The organism is Limimaricola pyoseonensis (assembly GCF_900102015.1).
GTDB classification, from domain to species: domain Bacteria; phylum Pseudomonadota; class Alphaproteobacteria; order Rhodobacterales; family Rhodobacteraceae; genus Limimaricola; species Limimaricola pyoseonensis.
Map to the genome: position 1 here is coordinate 627739 of NZ_FNAT01000001.1, position 21853 is coordinate 649591.

Below are 21853 nucleotides of genomic sequence, written 5' to 3' on the forward strand. Positions count from 1 at the left end.
CGCGCGGCCCGGGCCGCGCGTTCAAGGATCGGGGCCGCGATGACGGGCATGTCCCAAGACAAAGCCATCACGCTCTCGGTCGACGCCATGGGCGGCGACCAGGGGCCGGAAATTGTGGCCGAGGGGCTGAAACGCTTCCTGCAGGCCGACCCCGCCGCCTCCGTGCTGCTGCACGGACCGCGGCAGCGGCTCGAGCCGCTGCTCGCCCAGTCGGGCTTCGGTGACCGGCTGCAGCTGGTGCACGCCCCCGACGCGGTGGCGATGACCGACAAGCCGAGCCACGTGATGCGGCACGGCAAATCCACCTCCATGTGGTCCGCCATCGAGGCGGTGCGCGAGCGCCGGGCCGGCGCCTGCGTCAGCTGCGGCAACACCGGCGCGCTGATGGCGGTGGCGATGCTGCGGCTCAGGAAGGTCGAGGGCGTCAACCGCCCGGCCATCGCCGCGCTCTGGCCCTCGCGCAACCCGCAGGGCTTCAACGTCATGCTCGATGCCGGCGCCGACATCCGCGCCGACCAGGACGATCTCTTGGCCTACGCCATGATGGGCGCCTCCTATGCCCGCAACGGGCTCGGGCTCGAGCGGCCGCGCATCGGCCTGCTCAATGTCGGCACCGAGGAGCACAAGGGCCGGGCCGAGCTGAAGGTCGCGGGCGAGCTGATCGCCCGCGCCGCCGAGCGCGGCGCCTTCGACTATGTCGGCTTCATCGAGGGCGGCGACATCCCCTCCGACCGGGTCGACGTGGTGGTCACCGACGGCTTTACCGGCAACGTGGCGTTGAAGACCGGCGAAGGCACCGCCACATTGATATCGGGATTGTTGCGCGAGGCCCTCATGAAGACCGCCCTGTCCAAGCTCGCGGCGCTGCTCGCGACCGGCTCGCTGAAGCGGCTGAAGACGCGGATCGACCCGCGCCAGGTCAATGGCGGCGTGTTCCTCGGGCTGAACGGCACCGTGGTCAAGAGCCACGGCTCGGCCGACGCCACCGGCGTCGCCGCGGCGATGGCGCTCGCGGCGCGGCTGGCGCGCTCCGATTTCTCCGATCGACTCGCCGGCCGCATGGCGACGATCGCCACCATGCAGCCCGATGCGGGCGAGGAGGTGCGGGCATGACGCTGCGCGCGGTAGTCAGGGGCGTCGGCCATCACCTGCCCGAACGGGTGATGGAGAACGCCGAGTTCGAAGGCCTGGTCGACACCAGCGACGAGTGGATCCGCTCGCGCTCGGGGATCGAGCGGCGGCACATCGCCGCCGAGAACGAGACCACGTCGAGCCTCGCCACCCGTGCCGCCGAGGCGGCGCTGCGCGACGCCGGGATGCAGGCCGACGAGATCGACGCGATCATCGTCGCCACCTCGACCCCCGACCTCACCTTCCCCTCCGCCGCGACCATGGTGCAGCACGCGCTCGGCCTGACGCATGGCTTCGCCTTCGACGTGCAGGCGGTCTGCGCGGGCTTCGTCTACGCGCTCTCCACCGCCAACGCGCTGATGCTGGCCGGCCAGGCCCGCCGCGTGCTGGTGATCGGCGCCGAGACCTTCAGCCGGATCATCGACTGGACCGACCGCTCGACCTGCGTGCTGTTCGGCGACGGCGCGGGCGCGCTGGTGCTCGAGGCGGTCGAATCCGAGGGCCTGTCGAGCGATCGCGGCATCCTCGCCGCCGATCTCAACTCCGACGGCCGGCACCGCGAGATCCTTTATGTCGACGGCGGCGTCTCGACCGGCGCCACCGGCCATCTCAGGATGGAGGGGCGCGAGGTGTTCCGCCACGCCGTCGAAAAACTGGCGCAGACCGCGCATCTGTCGCTCGACCAGGCCGGGCTGACGCCAGAGGACATCGACTGGGTGGTGCCACACCAGGCCAACATCCGGATCATCCAGGCCACGGCCAAGAAGCTGGGCCTGCCGATGGACAAGGTGGTGGTCACCGTGCAGGACCACGGCAACACCTCGGCGGCCTCGATTCCGCTGGCGCTGTCGGTCGGCCGGCAGCGTGGCCAGATCAAGGAAGGCGACCTGATCGTCACCGAGGCGATCGGCGGCGGGCTGGCCTGGGGCTCGGTGGTGCTGCGCTGGTAGGACCGGCATGGTGCGGATTGCGCGACACACCGCGCGGGCGATCTGACACCGTCTCGAAACGTTGACTTGAAATCGCCGTCACCGCTATGCTGACGCCAGAGTTAGGAGGGCGCGATGGCGGACAAGACATTGACTCGCATGGATCTTGCCGAGGCGGTGCATGAGGAGGTCGGCCTTTCGCGCAATGACAGCGCCGAACTGGTCGAAGCGGTGCTGAGCCACATCTCCGATGCGCTCGTCGCCGGCGAACAGGTCAAGATCAGCTCCTTCGGCACCTTCTCGGTGCGCGAAAAGGCGGCGCGGATCGGCCGCAACCCCAAGACCGGCGAGGAAGTGCCGATTCACCCCCGGCGGGTGCTCACCTTCCGCTCCTCGCATCTGATGAAGGACCGGGTCGCAGCTGGCAACCGGAGCTGAGCCGCGCATGGCCAAATCCGCCCACGCCTTCCGCACCATCGGCGAGGTGTCGAGCGCGCTCGACACCCCGGCCCACGTGCTCCGTTTCTGGGAAAGCAAGTTCCCGCAGGTGAAGCCGGTCAAGCGCGCCGGCGGCCGGCGCTACTACCGGCCCGAGGATCTCGCGCTTCTGGGCGGCATCAAGCTTCTGCTGCACGAGCAGGGCATGACCATCAAGGGCGTGCAGAAGCTCCTGCGCGAGAAGGGCGTGCGCCACGTCGCCGACATGTCGACCCTGCCCACCGTCTCCGAAGACCAGATCGACGCCGCCCCCAGCCCCGCCTCGAGCCCCGCCCCGAACCCCGTCGCCCGCGGGCCCGAGCCGGAGGCGGCCGAGGTGCCGCACCTCGCCGCGCGCCCCGCGCCCGAGCACTACCCGGAGGCCGGCCGGCAGGCCCCGCGCGACCACGCGGCGGCGGCGGATACGGCCCATTCCGCCGGGCCGCTGGTCTGGCTCGGCCGTGCCGATCCGGCCCGCATGAAGGCGCAGGCGGCGCGGATCGCGCCGCTCGTGGCGCGGCTCGCCGCGCTGCGCGAACGCATGGCCGGGGCCCGCGACGTCAGCCTCTGAGCGGGTGGATTTTTCCCGCTTTTCGGCTTGCCCTCCCCCGGTGAATGGGGCATCAGGGCGTCAGTCGGGCTATAGCGCAGCCTGGTAGCGCGTCCGTCTGGGGGACGGAAGGTCGCAGGTTCGAGTCCTGCTAGCCCGACCAACACACGACCGCCCGCCGCCCCAAAAGCGGCGGGCGTCGTCGTTTCAGGGGAGGGAAAATGACCGGAGTTCTGCCCAGACAGCGCATCGCCGCGCTGATCGAGAGCGGCGCGATCTCGGCCGAGCCGGCCATCGCCGCGGCCCAGATCCAGCCCGCCAGCCTCGACCTCCGGCTCGGCCCCGTGGCCTACCGCGTCCGCGCCTCCTTCCTCGCGGGCCAGGGCCGCAGCGTCGCCGAGCGTCTGTCGGAGTTCGAGATGCACCGCATCGACCTGACCGACGGCGCGGTGCTGGAGAAGGGCTGCGTCTACGTCGTGCCCCTGATGGAACGGCTCGACCTGCCCCGGGACATCCAGGCCGTCGCCAATGCCAAGAGCTCGACCGGCCGGCTCGACCTGCTCACCCGCCTCATCACCGATGGCGGCACCGAGTTCGACCGCATCGGCCCCGGCCATTCCGGCCCGCTCTATGCCGAGATCTGCCCGCGCAGCTTCTCGGTGCTGGTGCGGCCGGGGATGCGGCTCAACCAGATCCGCTTCCGCGACGGGCAGGCCGTGCTCGACGACGCCGAGCTCGCCGCGCTGCATGCGCGCGAGCCGCTGGTCGACGGCGAGCCGGTGATCTCGGAGGGCCTCGGCTTCTCGGTCGATCTCTCGCCCGAGCTCGGCCCCCGCGCCGGCTGGCGCGCCAAGCCGCATGCCGGGGTGATCGATCTCGACCGGATCGGCCATTACGACCCGTCCGAGTTCTGGGAAAGCGTGCCGGTCTCGAATGGCGGCATCGTGCTCGACCCGGGCGCCTTCTACATCCTCGTTAGCCGCGAATCCGTGGTGATCCCGCCCGACTACGCCGCCGAGATGTCGCCCTACCTCGCCATGGTGGGCGAGTTCCGGGTGCATTACGCGGGCTTCTTCGATCCGGGCTTCGGCCATGACGCCGCCGGTGGGCGCGGCTCGCGCGGGGTGCTCGAGGTGCGCTGCCACGAGGCGCCCTTCGTGCTCGAGCACGGGCAGGTGGTCGGCCGTCTGGTCTACGAGCGCATGGCCGAGCGGCCCGACACGCTCTACGGCCGCGGCATCGCGTCGAACTACCAGGGCCAGGGGCTCAAGCTCTCCAAGCAGTTCCGGGACGTCTGAGCCGGCGGCGCGGCCGCGCCGGCCACGCACCCACCAAAACGGCACCGGCCCACGCCAGAAGCACGGTCCGGGCCCGCCATCACTCGCCTACCCGCCCCTCGTCCGCCCCGTGGTGGGCGCGGTCGCCGGCCCGCCGTCCAACCCTGACCTCGCTCTCATCCTCGGCCTCGCTCTCGGTTTCGGAGGGCCGCGTCGCGCCCCCCTCCGGCGGCAGCGGCGGCTCGACCCGGTTCCGCCCGGCCTGCTTGGCACGGTAGAGCGCCGCGTCGGCGCGGCTCAGCGCCGCCTCGAGCGTCTCCTCCCCCGGCAGAAGCTCGGCACAGCCGAGGGACACCGTGACCGGGGCCGAGCCGTCGGGCAGCCGCAGCCGCGTCTCGAAGCAGTGCCGCACCCGTTCCGCCAGCGCCATCGCCCCGACCAGCCGGGTCGTTGTCAGGATCAGCAGGAATTCCTCGCCGCCCCAGCGCACCGCGAGGTCCGAGCGGCGCAGCCAGCCCGGCAGCAGCCGCCCCACCTCGCGCAGCACCCGGTCGCCCTGGGCATGGCCGAAGCGGTCGTTGATCGCCTTGAACTGGTCGATGTCGAGCAGCACCACGGCAAGGCCGGTGCCCTGCCGCACCGCCGCGGCCACGGATCGGCGCGCGAAGAGGTCGCTCGCCCGGCGGTTGGCGAGGCCCGTCAGCGCATCGGTGACCGAGGCCCGCTCCAGCGCCGCGAGATGCCGCTGCCGGGCGTTCTCGGCCTGCGCCAGGATCGCCATGGTCGAGATCAGCCCGGCGGCGGCGAGCACCAGCATCGCCGTCACGAAGAGCGGCGCCGCATCTTCCCAGTGGCCGGGGCGGACCTGCAGCAGCATCAGCCCGCCCAGCCACAGGCCCGATAGCGCCAGCAGGAGCTGCCGGCGCAGCAGGGTCGAGACCGCCCCGTCCGAGATCAGCACCCTCAGCGCGAGCGGGTCGAGATGCCGGTCGGCCGTGGCGCAGGCCAGCAGCAGGCAGATCAGCATGGTGACCGGCGACATGCCACCGACCCCGGAGGACAGCGCGTAGCTGTAGGCGACAAGCACGGTGCCGCACAGGCCGATGGCGGCCAGCAGCGCCGCCATGCCGGCCGAGGCGCGCGGCCATATCAGGATCGCGGCGGCGATCGCCCCCAGCGCCGTGGCGGCATAGGGCCCGGTGCCGATCTCGGGTCGGAGCGGGCCCGCGCCGATCCAGGCGTCGATCCAGGCGCCGAGCGGCACGGGCCCCGGCGCCAGCGTCAGCTCCGTCGCGCGCAGCGCCACCAGAGTCAGCGCCGCCGACGCCAGCAGGCGCGGCAGCCGCCCGTCCCTGCCCCCGTTGCGCACCGACAGCCGCGACAGCGCCAGCAGGAGCCCGATAAGCGCCGTCAGCAGATGCGTGCCGCCGCCATCGGCGACCGGCAGGTAGAGCCAGCGGATGTCAAGGACATGGCCCGCGGCCGAGGCGAGGCAGAGCACCCCGGCCGCCGCCGCGAGCCACGGCCTGACCCGTTGCACCCGGCGCACCAGCCGGATCGCCGCGCGCACCTCGCCGAAGCTGCGGGTGGACAGTTGTCTGGCCTGCTCGAGCGGCATGGCGGCGTTCCTGTACGGGACGGGCCCCACCGCGCAGGCGGGGCGGATCGTCGGCAGGATCACCGGCTTGGCTTAAGAAGCCCTTGATACGACGGAATTGTCATCATTTCGCCGCCGCACGACGCCACGTCGGGCCGCGGGGCTTAGCCTTCGAACAGGCTTTCCTGCGATTCGCCCTCCGGCTCATCGCCGCCTTCGCCGAAGCCCGGCGGCGGGCGATTCTCCAAAAGGCCCGAGGCGCGCAGCTCCTTCAGCCCCGGCAGGTCGCGCGGGCTCTCCAGCCCGAAATGGTCGAGGAAGTCGCCCGTGACCACGAAGGTGGCGGGCCGGCCCGGCGTCATCTTGCGCCGCCCCAGCCGCACCCAGCCCATATCGACGAGCTGGTCGATCGTGCCGCGGCTGACCGAGACGCCGCGGATCTCCTCGATCTCGGCGCGGGTCACCGGCTGGTGGTAGGCGATGATCGCCAGAGTCTCGGTCGCCGCGCGGCTGAGCCTGCGCGTCTCGACCGCGTGGCGCTGCAGCAGGTGGCCGAGATCGGGCGCGGTGCGGAAGGCCCAAGCTTCGCCCGCCCGCGTCAGCGTCACGCCGCGCCCCTCGTAACGCGTCCTCAGCGCGGCCAGGGCCGCGTCGATATCGGTGCCCTCGGGCAGGCGCTTTTCCATGTCAGACCGGCTCAGCGGTTCGGCCGAGGCAAAGAGCATGGCCTCGACCATGCGCTCGGCCTCGGCGAGCGGCGGGGCGTCGAACTGGCTTTGCTGCGGCGCTTCGGTCATGCGCGGTCCTTCCGGCGGATCTGGATCGGGGCGAAGCTCTCGCCCTGTCGGATTTCGATGCGGCCTTCCTTCGCGAGTTCCAGCGAGGCGGCGAAGGTCGCGGCGGTGGCCGATCGGCGCTTTTCCGGCTCGGCGTGCCACTCCTCGGGCAGATAGGCCGAGATGTCGGCCCAGTCGGCCGCCTCGCCGATCACCGCGCGCAGCCGGTCGAGCGCCTGCTCCATGGTCATCAGCTTGGAGCGGTCCATCACGAAGGGCCGGAACTCGTCGCGGGTGCGGACGCGGGCATAGGCCTGCAAGAGGTCCAGCAGCCCCGCGTGATGCACGGTCGAGCGGTGCACCTCGACCTCCTCTGTGGCGCCGCGGGCAAACACGTCCTGCCCGAGCCGCGGCCGCGCCATCAGCTGGCCCGCCGCCTCGCGCATCGCCTGCAGCCGCTCCAGCTGGAAGGCCAGATGCGCGGCCATCTCCTCGCCCGAGGGGCCCTCGGCCTCCGGGTCGGGCGGCAGCAGCAGCCGCGACTTCAGGAAGGCGAGCCAGGCCGCCATCACGAGGTAATCCGCCGCCAGCTCGATCCGCAGCTTGCGGGCGCGCTCGACGAAGGCGAGGTACTGCTCGGCCAGCGCCAGGATCGAGACCTGCCGCAGGTCGACCTTCTGGCTGCGCGACAGCGTCAGCAGCAGGTCGAGCGGCCCCTCGAAGCCCGCGACGTCGACGATCAGCGCCTCGGCGGCGCGACGTTCCTCGACCGTGGGGGTGAAATCCTGCCCGCCATCCATCACGCGGTCTCCCCGGTCAGTTCGGCCAGCTCCGCCTCGAGCGCGGCGATGTCGGCGGCCTCCGGCGCGCGGCGCTGCGCCAGCGCCGCGTCGCCGCGGCGGCGCGCGGCCTCTGTCATCCGGCCGGAGGCGGCGACGACCTCCGCCATCTCGTCCCGGTCGCCGTTGCAGTGCAGCACGAGATCGCAGCCCGCCTCGAGGCTGTCGGCGGCGCGCGCGCCGATCCGGCCCGACAGCGCCTCCATCGACAGGTCGTCGGTCATCAGCAGCCCGTCGAAGCCGATCTCGTCGCGGATCAGCTTCATCGCCTCGGCGCTGGTGGTGGCCGGCAGCTCCGGGTCCACCGCCTCGAGCACGATATGCGCGGTCATGCCCATCGCCATGTCATTGAGCGCCTTGAAGGGCGCGAAGTCGCGCGCGCGCAGCGCCTCGAGCGGCACCGAAACGCGCGGCAGCGCCTTGTGGCTGTCGACCCGCGCCCGGCCGTAGCCGGGGATGTGCTTCAGCACCGGCAGCACGCCGCCCGCCAGCATCGCCTCGGCGGCGGTGCGGGCGGCTTCGACCACCTCCGCGACCTCGCCGCCATAGAGGCGGTTGCGCAGGATGTGATGCGTCTCGGGCTCGACCAGATCGGCGAGCGGCGCGCAGTTCACGTCGATGCCGACCTCGTTGAGCTGCTGCGCGATCAGCCGGTGGCGCACCCATTGCGCGCGCATCGGGTCCTTCGCGCGGCGCATCTGCTCCAGCGCCGGCAGGAATTCCTGCCAGTGCGGCGCGCGCATCCGCTGCACGCGGCCGCCCTCCTGGTCGATCAGGATCGGCGCCTCGCGCCCGAGCGCGTCGCGCAGCGCCCCGGTCAGCCGGCGCAGCTGGGCGCGGCTCTCGACGTTGCGCGCGAACAGGATGAAGCCCCAGGGGTCGGCCTCGCGGAAGAAAGCCGCCTCGGAGGCGTCGAGCGACGGCCCGGAGGGGCCGAGAATGCAGGCAGAGGTCATCGCACCACCACGGGAATGCAGGCCGCGTCCTCGGCCACGAGGGCGGCGCAGAAGCGGCGGGCGTCGGCGAGGTCCTCGAAGCCGGTGGCGCGCAGCCGGAAGAAGGTGCGCCCGCCGCTCATCGCCTCCTGCACCAGCCGCTCGCGGCCGTTGAACAGCTCGCCGAAGCGGCCGGTCAGGCGGCCCCATTCGCGGCCCGCCACCTCGGGGCTGTCGAAGGCGCCGAGCTGCACGAGGCTGGTGCCCGGCGCGATCTCGCGGGTCGAGACCGCGACCGGCGCGGCCTCGGTCTCGGGGGCCGTGGCGGTGGCGGCGGCGATGGCGGTGGCCGGCCGCAGCGCGCGCGGGCGCAGCGCCGGGCGCATCGGCGCGCCGCTGCTCGGCGCGGCACCGGCCACGACGCCGGAATCGACGGCGGCGATCACCTCGGGCGACGGCCCGGCGATCACGTTCGGGGCCGGGGCGGCCGGTTCCTCGACGCCGGCGGCGATCCGGTCGGCCAGCACGGCAATGTCCTCGGCGGTCATCGGCTTGGACGGGTCGAAGCTCGGCGCCTCGCCGGCGCGGCGCTCGTCGGCCTCGGCGGTGGGCTGCACCATCAGGTCCTCCTCGGTCAGGCCGGGCGCGCGCGGCGCCAGAACCAGGCGTTCCTCGGGGCCCGCGGCCTCGCCCATCGCGGCGATGTCGTTGACCGCGAGGCCGGTGTGCAGCGCGATCTCGCCGCCCGGGTTCTTGGGCGCCTCGCGCATCGGGCCCTGCATGGCGCGCACCACCGGGATGCCGGTGACGTCGCGCATCCACAGCTTGTAGCCCCACACGCCGAGGCCGACGACCAGCGCGAGCGAGGTCAGCGCCCCCGCATGGCGCAGCAGCAGCGCGGCCCGTCCGGCCAGTCGGGTCGCGAGACCCGGCTCCTCGGGATGTGACATCGTCGCTCTCCGTCGCGGGGGTGGGCCCCCGTCGCCCTGTTCGCCTCGCCCCGGGGCTAGGGTCAGCGCATCTCCTCGACCGGGGTGACGCCCAAGATACCAAGCCCCTGCCCGATCACAACGCCGACCGCGCGCGCCAGCGAAATCTTGCCCCGCTGCGTGGCCGTTGCGTCCTCCTGCAGGAAGCGCAGGGAGGTCTCGTCGTTGCCGCGGTTGTAGAGCGCGTGGAACTGCGAGGCCAGATCGTAGAGGTAGAAGGCCACGCGATGCGGCTCGTGGCCGCGCGCGGCGATCTCGACGAGGCGCGGCCATTCGGCCAGCGCCCGGATCAGCTGCAGCTCGGCCTCGTGGTCGAGCACCGACAGGTCGGCCTCGGCCAGCGCCGCGTCGTCCACCGCGATCCCCATGCCTTCGGCCTTGCGCAGCACCGAGTTGATGCGGGCATTGGCGTATTGCACGTAGAAGACCGGGTTCTCGCGCGACTGCTCGAGCACCTTGTCGAAGTCGAAGTCGAGCGGCGCGTCGTTCTTGCGGGTCAGCATGTGGAAGCGCACCGCATCGGCGCCGACCTGGTCGACGAGGTCGCGCAGCGTGACGAAGTTGCCGGCGCGCTTCGACATCTTGAACGGCTCGCCGTTCTTCCACAGCTTCACCAGCTGGATCAGCTTGACGTCGAGCGGCACGCGGCCCTCGGACAGCGCCGAGACGGCGGCCTTCATCCGCTTGACGTAGCCGCCGTGATCGGCGCCGAACACGTCGATCAGCTGGGTGAAGCCGCGCTCGATCTTGTCGTAGTGATAGGCGATGTCGGGCGCGAAATAGGTCCAGGCGCCGTCCGACTTCATGATCGGCCGGTCGACGTCGTCGCCATGCGCGGTCGAGCGGAACAGCGTCTGCTCGCGCGGCTCCCAGTCCTCGGGGGTCTTGCCCTTGGGCGGCTCGAGCGTGCCGCGGTAGATCAGCCCCTTGTCGCGCAGGCTCTCGATCGCGGATTCGATCCGGCCGGTGCCGTAGAGCGACTTCTCGGAGAAGAACACGTCCATGGTGACGCCGAGGGCGGCGAGATCGGCGCGGATCATCTCCATCATCTCGGCGGTCGCGACCTCGCGCGCCTCCTCGAGCCATTCGCTCTCGGGGGCGTCGAGCCTGCTCTCGCCCCAGCGCGCCTTCAGCGCCTCGCCCACCGGCACGAGGTAGTCGCCCGGGTAGAGCCCCTCGCCGATCTCGGGCGTCAGGCCGCAGGCCTCGCGGTAGCGCTCGAAGGACGACCGCGCCAGGACGTCGACCTGCGCGCCGCCGTCATTGACGTAGTATTCCTTGGTGACGTCGTGGCCGGCATAGTCCAGCAGCCGCGCCAGCGCGTCGCCGAACACCGCGCCGCGGGCATGGCCGACATGCATCGGGCCGGTCGGGTTGGCGGAGACGTATTCGACGTTCACCTTCTCGCCGGCGCCCATCTGCGAGCGGCCGTAATCGGCGTCGCGCAGCGCGGCGCGAACGATGCCCTGCCACAGCTGCGGCGCGAGGCGGATGTTGATGAAGCCGGGGCCCGCCACCTCGGCGGTGGCGACGCGGTCGTCTTCGCCGAGCCGCGCGGCGAGATCCTCGGCGATGTCGCGCGGCTTGCTCTTCGCGGGCTTGGCCAGAACCATCGCGGCGTTGGTCGCCATGTCGCCATGCGCCGGATCGCGCGGCGGCTCCACCGTCACCGCGGCGGTGTCCAGCCCCTCGGGCAGCGCGCCGTCGCGCGTCATCGCGTCCAGCGTGTCGAGCACCAGCGCCCGGATGTCGGTGAAGAGGTTCATGCGCAGTCCTTTCGGCCAGTCCAGTGCCGCGAGATCGGCCCGCGACCCTTTACCACGGCAAGGCCGCGCGTCAACGCGCGGGCGCATCGGGGACGCCCGCGCGCGGGCGTCCCCCGGATGTCTCGGGCGGTCTCAGGAGGTCGCGGCCCGCTTCGCCGCCTGCTTGGCCATCTCCTTGCCGGTCTGCGGGTCGGTGCCCTTCTCCTCGCCCGGCGGCAGCATCGACACGATCCGCACCCCCGGCGCGGCGCGGATCTCCTCGTCCTTGCAGATGAACTCGGTGCTGCCCTGCGGGCCGACGCGGGCGATGACCTTGGCGTGCGGCCGCTTGGCGCGCCATTCCTTCAGCGTGTATTCCTCGGTCAGCCGGGTGACGCGGAAGGTCCAGCCCTCGCGCATCAGCCGCTCCAGCCCGTCATGGGTCTCGTCGGGGCCGAAGGGCCGGCCGGTCAGGCTGTTGGACAGGGCGTGGCGCGCGCTCTCGCCCTTCTGCCGGGCGATCTGGTAGACGTTGTCGCGGCCGAATTCGGGGCCGAGATCGGTCGCCACCAGCGTGTTGTAGGCATCGTTCTCGGTGGCGGCGACGACGATGTCGTAGCTCACAAGCTCCAGCCAGTGCTCGGCCGATTCCGACAGGATGTCGCCCGAATAGGTCGGCAGCCCCTCGCCGCGCGCGGTGCGCAGGTTGTTGTGGTTCGGATCGGCGATCAGCACCGGCACGTCGACCTTCCGCAGCGCCTCGGCGAGGCCGCGGGTCCAGCGCGAGCCGCCGATCAGCAGCACGCCCGGCACGGTCGCTCCCGACAGCCTGAGCGAGCGCGCGAAGGGCGCCAGCGTGAAGCCGTGCACCACCACGGTCACGGCCACCAGCACGAAGGCCAGCGGCGCGATCTTGTCGCCGTCGGGCACGCCGAGCGCGGCCAGCCGTTCGCCGAAGAGGCCCGCCACCGCCACCAGCACCACGCCGCGCGGGCCGGTCAGCGCCACCAGGAGCTGCTCGCGCCACGGCACGCCCGCGCCCATGAGCGACAGGTAGACCGTGAGCGGCCGCACCACCAGCACCACCGCCAGCACGAAGACCACCGCCCGCCAGTCGAGCCCGGCCAGCGTCTCGAACTCGATCGCCGCGGCCAGCAGGATGAACACGCCCGAGACCAGCAGGATCGTCGCGTGTTCCTTGAAGCGGCGCAGCTCGGCGTAGGAGGCGAGGTCGGCATTGGCGATGCCGATGCCCATGACGGTGACGGCCAGAAGCCCGCTTTCATGCAGCATGGTGTCTGACACCGCGAAGACCGCGAGCAGCAGCGCGAAGAGCACCGGCACCTTCATGAACTCGGGCACCCGCCCCTTGCGGAAGCCCCAGGCCACGATCAGCGCGCCGGCGATGCCCAAGACCAGCGCCACGGCGATGCCGACCGCCAGCTCCCACACCGCGCTGCCGACGGCGGTGGCGGTGCGCAGCACCAGCACCACCTCGAAGGCCAGCACCGCGGCCAGCGCGCCGAGCGGGTCGTTGACGATCGCCTCCCATTGCAGCAGCGCCGCCGGCCGCCGCGACAGCCGCGCCGTGCGCAGAAGCGGCGCGATCACGGTCGGCCCGGTGACGATCATGATGCCGCCGAACACGGCCGAGCTTTCCCAGCTCAGCCCCGCGCCGTAGCGCAGCGCCAGCGTCGAGAGCAGCCAGCCCAGCGGCGCGCCGATGAAGACCAGCCGCCCCACCCCGCGCCCGACATCGCGCAGGGAACGGACGTTGAGCGTGAGCCCGCCCTCGAACAGGATGATCGCCACCGCGATCGAGATCATCGGCTTGACCAGCGGGCCGATGTCGCGGTCGGGGTCGAACAGCTCGAACACCGGGCCGATCAGCAGCCCCGCCGCCAGCATCAGCACGATGGCGGGCATCCTGAGCCGCCAGGCCAGCCATTGCGAACCGACCCCGATCGCGCCGACCAGCGCGAAGGCCATGATCGGGCTCAGAGCCGCCGCGTTCTCGGTCGCCGTTTCAATTGCCACTCCAGGCCCCCGCCACGTTGGTCGTCTCAAGGATGTCCGAGCCGATGAGCCGTGCATGCTGCTGCAACGCGAAACGGTCGGTCATCCCGGCGATGTAGTCCGCCACGATCCGCGCCAAGTCGGTTTCGTCACGGGCTTCCGCTACGTCCTTGCGCCACTGCTTGGGCAGCTGGTCGGGGTTGGCCATGAAGAAGGGGAACAGGTCGTGCACCACGCCGGTCACCTGCTCGCGCATCTCGACCACCGAAGGGGCGCGGTACATTCGATGGAACAGGAACTCGCGCAGCACCTTGAGGTCGGACCAGAGCGCGTCGGTGAAGCGCACCATCATCCGCCCCGCCGCGCGCACCTCCTGCGCCGATCGCGGGTCGGCCTCGTCGAGGTTGCGCCGCGCCACGGCGATCACGTCCTCGACCAGAACGCCGAAGAAGCGCCTGAGCGCCTCGTGCCGGCGGCGGTAGTAGTTGAGGCCGGGATAGAGCCTGTCGACCTCGGCGAAGCAGGCGTCGAGGATCGGAAGCTCCGCCAGCTCGTCGGTCGAGAACAGCTCGGCCCTGAGCCCGTCATGCAGGTCGTGGTGGCTGTAGGCGATGTCGTCGGCCAGCGCCGCGACCTGCGCCTCGGCGCTGGCATGGGTGTGCAGCTCGAGGTCGTGGCGCGCATTGTAGCGCGCCAACGCGTGCGGGATCTCCCCTGTCACTGGCCCGTTGTGCTTGGCGATGCCCTCCAGCGTCTCCCATGTCAGGTTCAGCCCGTCGAAATCGGCGTAGTGCCGCTCGAGCGAGGTGACGATGCGGATCGCCTGCGCGTTGTGGTCGAAGCCGCCATAGGGCGCCATCAGCGCGTTCAGCGCGTCCTCGCCGGTATGGCCGAAGGGCGGGTGCCCGAGGTCGTGCGCCAGCGCCACCGCCTCGGTCAGCTCGGTGTTGAGCCCGAGCACGCCCGAGATCGTGCGCGCCACCTGCGCCACCTCGATCGAATGGGTGAGACGGGTGCGGAAATAGTCGCCCTCGTGCTCGATGAAGACCTGCGTCTTGTGCTTGAGCCGGCGGAAGGCCGAGGCGTGGATGATGCGGTCGCGGTCGCGCTGGAAGGGGGAGCGGAAGGCGCTCTCCTGCTCGGGGTAGAGGCGGCCACGGGTCTCGCGCGGGTCCGAGGCGTAGGGAGCGGTCATGTCATTCGCCAACTTGAGGTCATTCCTTCCCTTACCTATATGGGGCAATAGCCCGCGCGGACAGGCAAATCCGCCGCACCGCCCGGCCCAATGGCCACGCGAAGGATAGGTTCCCCATGCTGACGCTGCCCCCGAAGGTCACCCCCCGCGCCTGGGAGCGCCTCGCCGAGATCGGCGCGCAGGCGCAGGGCAAGGCGCTGCGCGTCGCGGTCGAGGGTGGCGGCTGCTCGGGCTTCCAGTACGAGATCGCGCTCGACGAGCCGAAGGAGGACGACCTCGTGCTCGAGGGCGCGGGCGAGAAGGTGGTGGTCGACAGCGTGTCGCTGCCCTTCCTCGCCGACGCCACGATCGACTTTGCCGACGAGCTGATCGGCGCGCGCTTCGTGATCGAGAACCCGAACGCCACCAGCTCCTGCGGCTGCGGCACCAGCTTCTCGATCTGAGCGCATCAAGGCCCCGGCGCCGGCCCGGCGCAGCCCCCGGGCCCGCGCCGTTTCCGGCTCACGCCACGCCCCGGCCCGCGTCGTCTTGACGCGGTGCGGGCGGCCCCTACCCTCGGTCGCACGCCCACCGGATGCGAACCGAGATGACCTCCGAAGACCAAAGACCGACCGACCCGACGCCACCCTCGTCCGGGGCCAGCGCCCCTGAACGCCCGCCCGAGCGCGGCGAGACCGATCTCGCGCAGGCGGCCCAGCTGTTCTGGGCGGCGCTGATGCGCGCGCTGGCGCGGGCGGCGCGCGGTCTGGGGCGCGGCGCGGCCGGTGTCGCGGGCTGGAGCGGGCGGCAGGGCTCGGCCGCGCTGGGCGCGATGGGCCGCGGCGGCCAGACGTTGGCGGCGCGCGGCTCGGAGAACGCGGCGAAGCTGAAACAGAAGGCCGCCGAGGCCGCCGCCGCGCGGCGCGCGACACGCGACGAGGCGCGCGACGCCACGGAAGCCGGGGCCGAGGGCGAGGCCCCGCAGGCCCCCCGCCCGGCCGCGCCGCGCGTGCCGATCCAACGCCGCATCGGCGACGCCTGGCGCGCCGCGGGCGCGCGCCGCCGCGCCCGGCTCGAGCAGCGCACCCTGCGCCCCGCCGCCGCCGTGCGCGCCACCCGCTGGGTCTGGCGCAGCGTCTTCGCGGTGAGCTTCGTGCTGCTGTTCCTCGCCGTGCTCGCGGGCGGCGTGCTGGTCTGGGCGGTGCGCGACCTGCCCTTGGCCGACATGCTGCCGCCGCTCGAGGAGCCGACGCTCACGGTCGAGAACCAGCAGGGCGAGACGCTGTTCAGCCGCGGCGCCTACCGCGCCGGCTACGTGGCGCTGGCCGACATGCCCGCGCATCTGCCGCAGGCGGTCTCGGCGATCGAGGACCGGCGCTTCTGGGACCATCCGGGCATCGACATCGAGGGCATCGGCCGCGCCGCGTGGCGCAACCTGCGCTCCGGCGGGGTGGTCGAGGGCGGCTCGACCATCACCCAGCAGCTGGTGAAGGTGCTCTATCTCGACCCCGACCGCACCTACAAGCGCAAGCTGCAGGAGATGGTGCTGGCGCTGGGGCTGGAGCGCCAGCTCGGCAAGGAGCGGATCATGGAGCTCTATCTCAACTCCACCTATCTCGGCTCCGGCGCCTGGGGCATGCCGGCGGCGGCGCAGATCTACTTCGACAAGCCGGTGCAGGAGCTGAGCCTCGCGGAGAGCGCGATCCTCGCCGCCTCGATCCGCGCGCCCTCCGTGATCAACCCCGAGGCCGACCTCGCCCGCGCCCGCGAACGCGGCGCGACGGTACTGGGCGTCATGGCCGATCTCGGCATGGTCGAGCCCGCCGCCGCCGAGGCGGCCCGCAGCGAGCTGGCCGCGCTCGAACCCTCGCCGCCCCCCGCCCGCGCCGGCAGCTACTTCGCCGACTGGGTGCTGAGCGAGGCGCAGGAACTCGCGGGCGCGGTGGACGGGCCGATGACCGTGACCGCGACGCTCGACCCCGAGCTGCAGGCCCGCGCCGAGCAGATCCTGCAGAACGCCATCGCCGATCGCGGCGGCGCGGCGGGCGCGTCGCAGGGCGCGATCGTGGCGATGACGCCCGAGGGCCACATCAAGGCGATGGTCGGCGGCGTCGATTACGGCGCCAGCCAGTTCAACCGCGCCACCGACGCGCTGCGCCAGCCCGGCTCGACCTTCAAGCTGCCGGTCTACCTCGCCGCGCTGGTGATGGGCGCCGAGCCGAACATGCTGGTGCCCGACGAGCCGATCGACATCGACGGCTACAAGCCGCAGAACTTCACCGGCAACTATGCCGGCAACGTGCCGCTGAACGAGGCCTTCTCGCGCTCGCTCAACGCCGCCGCGGTGCGGCTGGGCCAGGAAGTGGGCATCGACAACGTCATCACCGTGGCGCGCCAGCTCGGCATCGAGGGCAAGCTGACCGAGACGCCGAGCCTCGCGCTCGGCACCTCCGAGGTGACGCTGCTCGACATGACCGAGGCCTATGCCGCGATCCTCGCGGGGCGCGCGCCGATCCGGGCCACCGGCATCTCCAACCTCAAGCTGGGCGAGACCGGCGTGGCGCTCTCGGTCTCGGGGGCGGACCCGAACGCGGTCAAGCTCAACCGCACCCGCGAGCCGATGCTGCGGATGCTGCGGCAGGTGGTGACCGACGGCACCGGCAAGCGGGCGCAGATCCCGGGCTTCGCCGCCGGCAAGACCGGCACCAGCCAGAACAGCCGCGACGGCTGGTTCATCGGCTTCACCGACAGCATGGTGATCGGCGTCTGGATCGGAAACGACGACAACTCGCCGATGCAGGAGGTGACGGGCGGCGGCCTGCCGGCCGAGATCTGGCGCGAGGTGGCGCTGGCCTCGGGCGGCTCGAATGCGCAGGCTGCCCCGGCCGCGCAGCCGGCCCAGCCCGCGCCGCAGCCGCAGCAGCAGGGCCAGAACGCCCAGCGGCTGCGCCAGCAGGCCGGCGCACAGGCGGCGCAAAGCTGCAACGTGCGGGCCTGCTCGCGCGCCTACCGCTCGTTCCGCGCCTCGGACTGCACCTTCCAGCCCTATTCCGGCCCGCGCAAGCTCTGCACCCGCTAGGCGGGTTGCCGCGCGGGCCGCGGCTGGTACAACAGCGGCCCGGAGAGCCTCGACAGGATGCGCGCATGAAACTCGCCACGTTCAACATCAACGGCGTCAAGGCGCGGATCGGTGCGCTCTCGGCCTGGCTCGAGGAGGAAAAGCCCGACGTGGCGCTCCTGCAGGAGATCAAGTCCGTCGACGAGGGCTTCCCGCGCGAGCATTTCGAGGACATGGGCTACACGGTCGAGACCCACGGCCAGAAGGGCTTCAACGGCGTCGCGATCCTGTCGCGCCTGCCGCTCGAGGACGTGACCCGCGGCCTGCCGGGCGACGAGAGCGACGAACAGGCGCGCTACATCGAGGCGACGGTGATCGGCGACGCCCGCGCGGTGCGGGTGGGCTGCCTCTATTTGCCCAACGGCAACCCGGCGCCGGGGCCGAAATTCGACTACAAGCTGGCCTGGATGCAGCGGCTCGAGGCGCGCGCCAGGGAGCTTCTCGAGGCCGAGGAGCCGGCGCTTCTGGCGGGCGACTACAACGTCATCCCGCAGGCCGAGGACGCCGCCCGCCCCGAGGCCTGGGTCGATGACGCGCTGTTCCGCCCCGAGAGCCGCGCCGCCTTCCGCCGGATCTGCAACCTCGGCTACACCGAGGCCTTCCGCGCCCGCCAGCCGGGCCCCGGCCACTACTCCTTCTGGGACTACCAGGCCAACAGCTGGGAGCGGAACAACGGCATCCGCATTGACCACGTGCTGCTGACCCCGCAGGCCGCCGACCTGATGCGCGACTGCTGGATCGACCGCGAGCAGCGCGGCCGCGAGAAGCCGTCGGACCACGTTCCGGTCTGGGTCGAACTCGACGCCTGAGCGCGCCGCCCGCGTACCCCAGGAGCCCGCCTGCCCCGGCAGCGCGGGCTTTTTTTCTGCGCGCGCCCAGAGGGTTGCGCCGCGCGCAACCCCGCCATGCAAAGCCGATCCGGCCCGCACAACCGGCCTCGCGAAATCGCACAAACTGAACTGTTCAGTTCGGAAATCGGATTGCCATATGCCTTTCACACCCCGCCGCTCGGCGGCCAGGCACACCGAAAGGACCGACCCATGAAAAAGACCATCGCCATCGCCCTGTCGCTCGCTCTCGCCGGCACCGCTGCCAGCGCCTCGAACGCCGGCTTCGGCTTCCAGCGCAGCATCGAGAAGGCCGACTTCATCACGCTCGACCTCGTGCGCGCCGACACCGCCGGCACCGTCGAGATCCTCGACGCGACCGCCAACGGCATCGGCCCGGTGATCGGCACCGCCGACGTGCGCTCGGGCGCCAACAACGACGTCCGCATCCACCTCAAGCGCCAGCCGGTCCGCTTCCTGACCGCCGTGCTGCGCGACGTGAACGGCGAGATCGTCGCCACCCAGCGCATCGACACCAACTGATCGCGGCCGGCCCGGCGCCGGAAGTTTGTCGCCCAATGTCGCGCGGCCCCGCCCTGCGACATCCGGCGACACTCCCGCGATGGCGCCGGGCGCCCGAGGCTGAGATGCCTGTCCTCGCGGCAGCGGACCCCGGCCCGCCGCCCACCCCAAGCGCCCCACACTCCCGCCCCGCGGGACATCGGAAAGGACGGATCATGAAAACCAGCATCGCATTCGCGCTCGCCCTCGCGCTCGGCGGCACCGCCGCCGCGGCCGACACCAACGGCTTCGCGCTGCAGCGCCACGCCGACAAGTCCACCTATCTCACGATCGACCTCGTGCGCGCCGACGGCGACGGCATCGTCGAGATCGTCGACGCCACCGCGCATGGGCTCGGCCCGGTGATCGGCAGCGTCGCGGTCCGCGAAGGCGCCAACAACGACCTGCGCGTCCAGCTCGAGCGCCAGCCCGTCCGCTTCATGACGGCCGTGCTGCGCGACGCCTCGGGCGAGATCGTCGCCACCCAGCGCATCGACACCAACTGATCGCAACGGGGCACCTCCCACCCCCGCGCGACGCGCGCGGCGGCCGCCATGCCTCCCTGTCTCTACTCCACCGGCATGGCGCGCCGCCCGCCTCAGGCCCGACCCGCGACCCCCGTGTCGCGGGTCGCGTCGTATCCGTAGAGCCAATCCATCCGGTCGAGGAACCGCCCCGGCGCCACCCGCCCCAGAAGCCCGAGGCCGAGATGCGCCACCCGCCGGGCCGGCCCGCGCAGGTGGTAGTTGCGCGCATTGGCGTTGGCCGCGGCGATGGCGCGGACCACGCGCGGGCGCCGCAGCGCCTGGTAGCGGGCCAGCGCCGCCTCATGCCCGGCCTCGCGCGCGAGGCAATCCGCCAGCACCCAGCCATCCTCGATCGCGAGGTTCGCGCCCTGCGCGAGAAAGGGCAGCGTCGGATGGGCCGCATCTCCCAGAAGCACCCGCGCGCCGTCATGCCAGCGCGGCGCCACCTCGTGGCGGAACAGCCCCCACAGCCGCACCGCGCCGATCCGCCCGAGCCAGCCGCGCAGTTCGGGCGCGGCGTCCGCGAAGGCCGAGCGCAGGTTGTCCGGGTCGTCGGGATGGTCCCAGCCCTCGGGCGCCCAGCCCCCCTGTTCGCGCACCGCGACGATGTTGAGCCGGCCGCCGGGCAGCGGATAGGTCACGACATGGCGGCCGGGCAGCATCCAGATCCGCGCCTCGGCCGGCTGGTCGGGCGCGTCGATCACCGCGCGCCACGCCACCTGTCCTGTGAAGAAGGGCGCCTCGCCCGGCCGCAGCAGCCCGCGCAGGGTCGAGCGGATGCCGTCGGCCCCCACCACGAGGCCGGCCTGCAAGTCGCGGCCATCGGCGGTCGAGACATGGCCATCGGCGCCGGCCGAGACCAGCTCGGTCCCGTGCCGGATTTCGACGCCCTCGCGCCGGACGGCCTCGGCCAGGAGGTCGATCAGGTCGGCGCGGTGGAGAAAGCGGTAATCGCGCCCCGACAGGTCGAAGCGCGCGATCGGGCGGCCGGTCAGCCCGTCGGTCGGCACCACGGCCGCGGCGCGCAGGCCCGCGGCGTCGAGCGCCGGGCCGAGCCCGAGCGCGGACAGCACCGCGGCCCCGTTGGGCGTGATCTGCAGGCCGGCTCCGACCGCGCCGAAATCGCCGGCGCGTTCGAGCAGCGTCACCTCGCGGCCGGCCCGGGCCAGCCCGAGCGCAGCGGTGAGGCCGCCGATCCCGCCGCCGGCGACGATGATCCGGCGCCGCGGCGGGACGGGTCGCATCGGGTCAGTCGTCCCGATGCACCTTTTCGCGCCGCTCGTGGCGCTCCTGCGCCTCGAGGCTCATCGTCGCGATCGGGCGCGCGTCGAGCCGGCGCAGCGAGATCGGCTCGCCGGTGATCTCGCAATAGCCGTACTCGCCCTCGTCGATCCGCCGCAGCGCGGCGTCGATCTTGGAGACGAGCTTGCGCTGGCGGTCGCGGGTGCGCAGTTCCAGCGCCCGGTCGGTTTCCTCGCTGGCGCGGTCGGCGATGTCGGGAATGTTGCGCGTCGCGTCCTTCATCCCCTCGATGGTGTCACGGCTGTCGGAGAGCAGTTCGGCTTTCCAGTGCAGCAGCTTGCGACGGAAGTATTCGAGCTGGCGCTCGTTCATGAACGGCTCGTCCTCGGCGGGCCGGTAGTCGTCGGTCAGGAAGGCCTCGGCTTTCATGTCTGCTCCCATTCAAGGGCCAGCGCCGGGGCCCCCAAATCCACCCCGCAGCCGGCGTACCCTTATTATGCCGCCCTCCTACTCCCTGCGTCACCTTATGTCATCCTGTTTCTGCGCTGCCGTGGCCGGCGCGTCACTTCGGCGCGACTCCTTGCAAAGCAATCGATTGCTTCGAACGGGCGACAAGCGGTGATTGTCACGGCCTTTTCACGCTCGCGCGAGGGGTGGGCGCGACGCCGCGACGCGGCATGGACGCTGGACAGCCCGGCGCACGGCGGCTACTGCGACCGCGTCTGCTGCGATGGAGCCTGCGATGATCCTACCTCTGGCCGGCCTCGTGCTCGGGGCGATGCTCGGTGCATGGCGCGCGCGCCGCCGCGGCGGGCGCGTGGCGGACATGCTGCAATGGGGCGCCGCACATGCGATCGCGCTGGGTCTGGTGGGGTTGTTCCTGCTGATCGCGGTCAGCCGCCTCGCCGCCTGAGCGGCGAGGGGCGCGATCCAAGTTCAGTGGCGCGGATCGGGCTCGGGCCCGGGGGCGGGTTTCGTCTCGGCCTCGGCCAGACGGCCCAGCAGGTCGCGCAGATGATCCGGCAGATCCCGCTCCACGGGGAATGCCTTGCGCATCGATGCGGCGCGAACCTGCTTGTCGTGTCGCTCGAAATCCATGACTGCCTCGTTCGGTGGATGCCACCCCCCCTGTTATGCTTTCAA

Annotated in this window: 22 protein-coding genes and 1 tRNA gene; 12 read left to right on the top strand and 11 right to left on the bottom strand. The window is 71.9% G+C overall.

Going from position 1 to position 21853, the window contains the following annotated elements:
- Window positions 1-48: 48 nt before the first annotated feature.
- From plsX to BLT43_RS03000, 6 genes are all read left to right on the top strand, one after another.
- Window positions 49-1113: a phosphate acyltransferase PlsX gene (gene plsX / locus BLT43_RS02975; RefSeq protein ID WP_423222108.1), complete on the top strand. Its 1065-nt coding sequence runs from the start codon at window positions 49-51 to the stop codon at window positions 1111-1113.
- The gene (locus BLT43_RS02980) at window positions 1110-2081 is read left to right on the top strand and encodes a beta-ketoacyl-ACP synthase III (protein WP_090109927.1); all 972 of its coding nucleotides are present in this window, start codon (window positions 1110-1112) and stop codon (window positions 2079-2081) included. Before plsX ends, BLT43_RS02980 begins: the two co-directional genes overlap by 4 nt.
- Before the next feature lie 114 nt (window positions 2082-2195).
- The gene (gene ihfA / locus BLT43_RS02985; protein ID WP_090109929.1) at window positions 2196-2498 is read left to right on the top strand and encodes an integration host factor subunit alpha; all 303 of its coding nucleotides are present in this window, start codon (window positions 2196-2198) and stop codon (window positions 2496-2498) included.
- Between the two features lie 7 nt (window positions 2499-2505).
- On the top strand, window positions 2506-3108 hold the full coding sequence (locus tag BLT43_RS02990) for a MerR family transcriptional regulator (RefSeq protein WP_090109931.1): 603 nt from the start codon (window positions 2506-2508) through the stop codon (window positions 3106-3108).
- A gap of 65 nt (window positions 3109-3173) precedes the next feature.
- A tRNA-Pro gene (locus BLT43_RS02995) sits at window positions 3174-3250 on the top strand.
- Between the two features lie 58 nt (window positions 3251-3308).
- Window positions 3309-4385, top strand: a complete 1077-nt coding sequence (locus BLT43_RS03000) for a 2'-deoxycytidine 5'-triphosphate deaminase (RefSeq protein ID WP_090109933.1) — start codon at window positions 3309-3311, stop codon at window positions 4383-4385.
- 79 nt (window positions 4386-4464) lie between these two features.
- On the opposite strand, the gene BLT43_RS03005 is transcribed toward BLT43_RS03000, so the two are convergent.
- The 8 genes from BLT43_RS03005 to BLT43_RS03040 form a co-directional block, all read right to left on the bottom strand.
- On the bottom strand, window positions 4465-5982 hold the full coding sequence (locus tag BLT43_RS03005) for a GGDEF domain-containing protein (RefSeq protein WP_090109935.1): 1518 nt from the start codon (window positions 5980-5982) through the stop codon (window positions 4465-4467).
- A 143-nt stretch (window positions 5983-6125) separates the two neighbouring features.
- On the bottom strand, window positions 6126-6758 hold the full coding sequence (scpB, locus tag BLT43_RS03010; RefSeq protein WP_090109937.1) for an SMC-Scp complex subunit ScpB: 633 nt from the start codon (window positions 6756-6758) through the stop codon (window positions 6126-6128).
- Window positions 6755-7537: a segregation and condensation protein A gene (locus tag BLT43_RS03015; protein WP_090109938.1), complete on the bottom strand. Its 783-nt coding sequence runs from the start codon at window positions 7535-7537 to the stop codon at window positions 6755-6757. Before BLT43_RS03015 ends, scpB begins: the two co-directional genes overlap by 4 nt.
- Window positions 7537-8532: a glycoside hydrolase family 3 N-terminal domain-containing protein gene (locus BLT43_RS03020; protein WP_090109940.1), complete on the bottom strand. Its 996-nt coding sequence runs from the start codon at window positions 8530-8532 to the stop codon at window positions 7537-7539. The genes BLT43_RS03015 and BLT43_RS03020 overlap by 1 nt, the downstream gene beginning before the upstream one ends.
- Window positions 8529-9461 carry an SPOR domain-containing protein gene (locus BLT43_RS03025; protein ID WP_242652194.1) on the bottom strand — a complete coding sequence of 311 codons (933 nt, stop codon included), beginning with the start codon at window positions 9459-9461 and terminating at the stop codon, window positions 8529-8531. Before BLT43_RS03025 ends, BLT43_RS03020 begins: the two co-directional genes overlap by 4 nt.
- Window positions 9462-9523: 62 nt before the next feature.
- Window positions 9524-11266 carry an arginine--tRNA ligase gene (gene argS / locus BLT43_RS03030; RefSeq protein ID WP_090109942.1) on the bottom strand — a complete coding sequence of 581 codons (1743 nt, stop codon included), beginning with the start codon at window positions 11264-11266 and terminating at the stop codon, window positions 9524-9526.
- 132 nt (window positions 11267-11398) lie between these two features.
- Window positions 11399-13234 carry a cation:proton antiporter gene (locus BLT43_RS03035; protein WP_242652207.1) on the bottom strand — a complete coding sequence of 612 codons (1836 nt, stop codon included), beginning with the start codon at window positions 13232-13234 and terminating at the stop codon, window positions 11399-11401.
- Window positions 13235-13271: 37 nt separating this feature from the next.
- On the bottom strand, window positions 13272-14495 hold the full coding sequence (locus tag BLT43_RS03040; protein ID WP_479724258.1) for a deoxyguanosinetriphosphate triphosphohydrolase: 1224 nt from the start codon (window positions 14493-14495) through the stop codon (window positions 13272-13274).
- Window positions 14496-14575: 80 nt separating this feature from the next.
- On the opposite strand from BLT43_RS03040, the gene BLT43_RS03045 reads away from it, so the two are divergent.
- The 5 genes from BLT43_RS03045 to BLT43_RS03065 all read left to right on the top strand — a co-directional run bounded on the left by BLT43_RS03045 (window position 14576) and on the right by BLT43_RS03065 (window position 19447).
- Window positions 14576-14899, top strand: a complete 324-nt coding sequence (locus BLT43_RS03045; protein WP_479724259.1) for a HesB/IscA family protein — start codon at window positions 14576-14578, stop codon at window positions 14897-14899.
- Window positions 14900-15042: 143 nt separating this feature from the next.
- Window positions 15043-17514: a PBP1A family penicillin-binding protein gene (locus BLT43_RS03050; RefSeq protein WP_242652195.1), complete on the top strand. Its 2472-nt coding sequence runs from the start codon at window positions 15043-15045 to the stop codon at window positions 17512-17514.
- Between the two features lie 65 nt (window positions 17515-17579).
- Window positions 17580-18362 carry an exodeoxyribonuclease III gene (xth, locus tag BLT43_RS03055; RefSeq protein WP_090109952.1) on the top strand — a complete coding sequence of 261 codons (783 nt, stop codon included), beginning with the start codon at window positions 17580-17582 and terminating at the stop codon, window positions 18360-18362.
- A gap of 231 nt (window positions 18363-18593) precedes the next feature.
- Window positions 18594-18923 carry a hypothetical protein gene (locus tag BLT43_RS03060; RefSeq protein WP_090109954.1) on the top strand — a complete coding sequence of 110 codons (330 nt, stop codon included), beginning with the start codon at window positions 18594-18596 and terminating at the stop codon, window positions 18921-18923.
- Window positions 18924-19117: 194 nt separating this feature from the next.
- Window positions 19118-19447, top strand: coding sequence for a hypothetical protein (locus BLT43_RS03065; protein WP_090109956.1), 330 nt, complete (start codon window positions 19118-19120; stop codon window positions 19445-19447).
- Window positions 19448-19539: 92 nt separating this feature from the next.
- Here the strand turns inward: BLT43_RS03065 and BLT43_RS03070 are convergent, their stop codons facing one another.
- Window positions 19540-20712, bottom strand: a complete 1173-nt coding sequence (locus BLT43_RS03070; protein ID WP_090109958.1) for an FAD-dependent monooxygenase — start codon at window positions 20710-20712, stop codon at window positions 19540-19542.
- A gap of 4 nt (window positions 20713-20716) precedes the next feature.
- Window positions 20717-21139 carry an RNA polymerase-binding protein DksA gene (gene dksA / locus BLT43_RS03075; protein ID WP_090109960.1) on the bottom strand — a complete coding sequence of 141 codons (423 nt, stop codon included), beginning with the start codon at window positions 21137-21139 and terminating at the stop codon, window positions 20717-20719.
- Between the two features lie 313 nt (window positions 21140-21452).
- On the opposite strand from dksA, the gene BLT43_RS19075 reads away from it, so the two are divergent.
- Window positions 21453-21623 carry a hypothetical protein gene (locus tag BLT43_RS19075; RefSeq protein ID WP_165612504.1) on the top strand — a complete coding sequence of 57 codons (171 nt, stop codon included), beginning with the start codon at window positions 21453-21455 and terminating at the stop codon, window positions 21621-21623.
- Between the two features lie 23 nt (window positions 21624-21646).
- On the opposite strand, the gene BLT43_RS19080 is transcribed toward BLT43_RS19075, so the two are convergent.
- Window positions 21647-21808: a hypothetical protein gene (locus BLT43_RS19080; RefSeq protein ID WP_165612528.1), complete on the bottom strand. Its 162-nt coding sequence runs from the start codon at window positions 21806-21808 to the stop codon at window positions 21647-21649.
- Window positions 21809-21853: the final 45 nt, after the last annotated feature.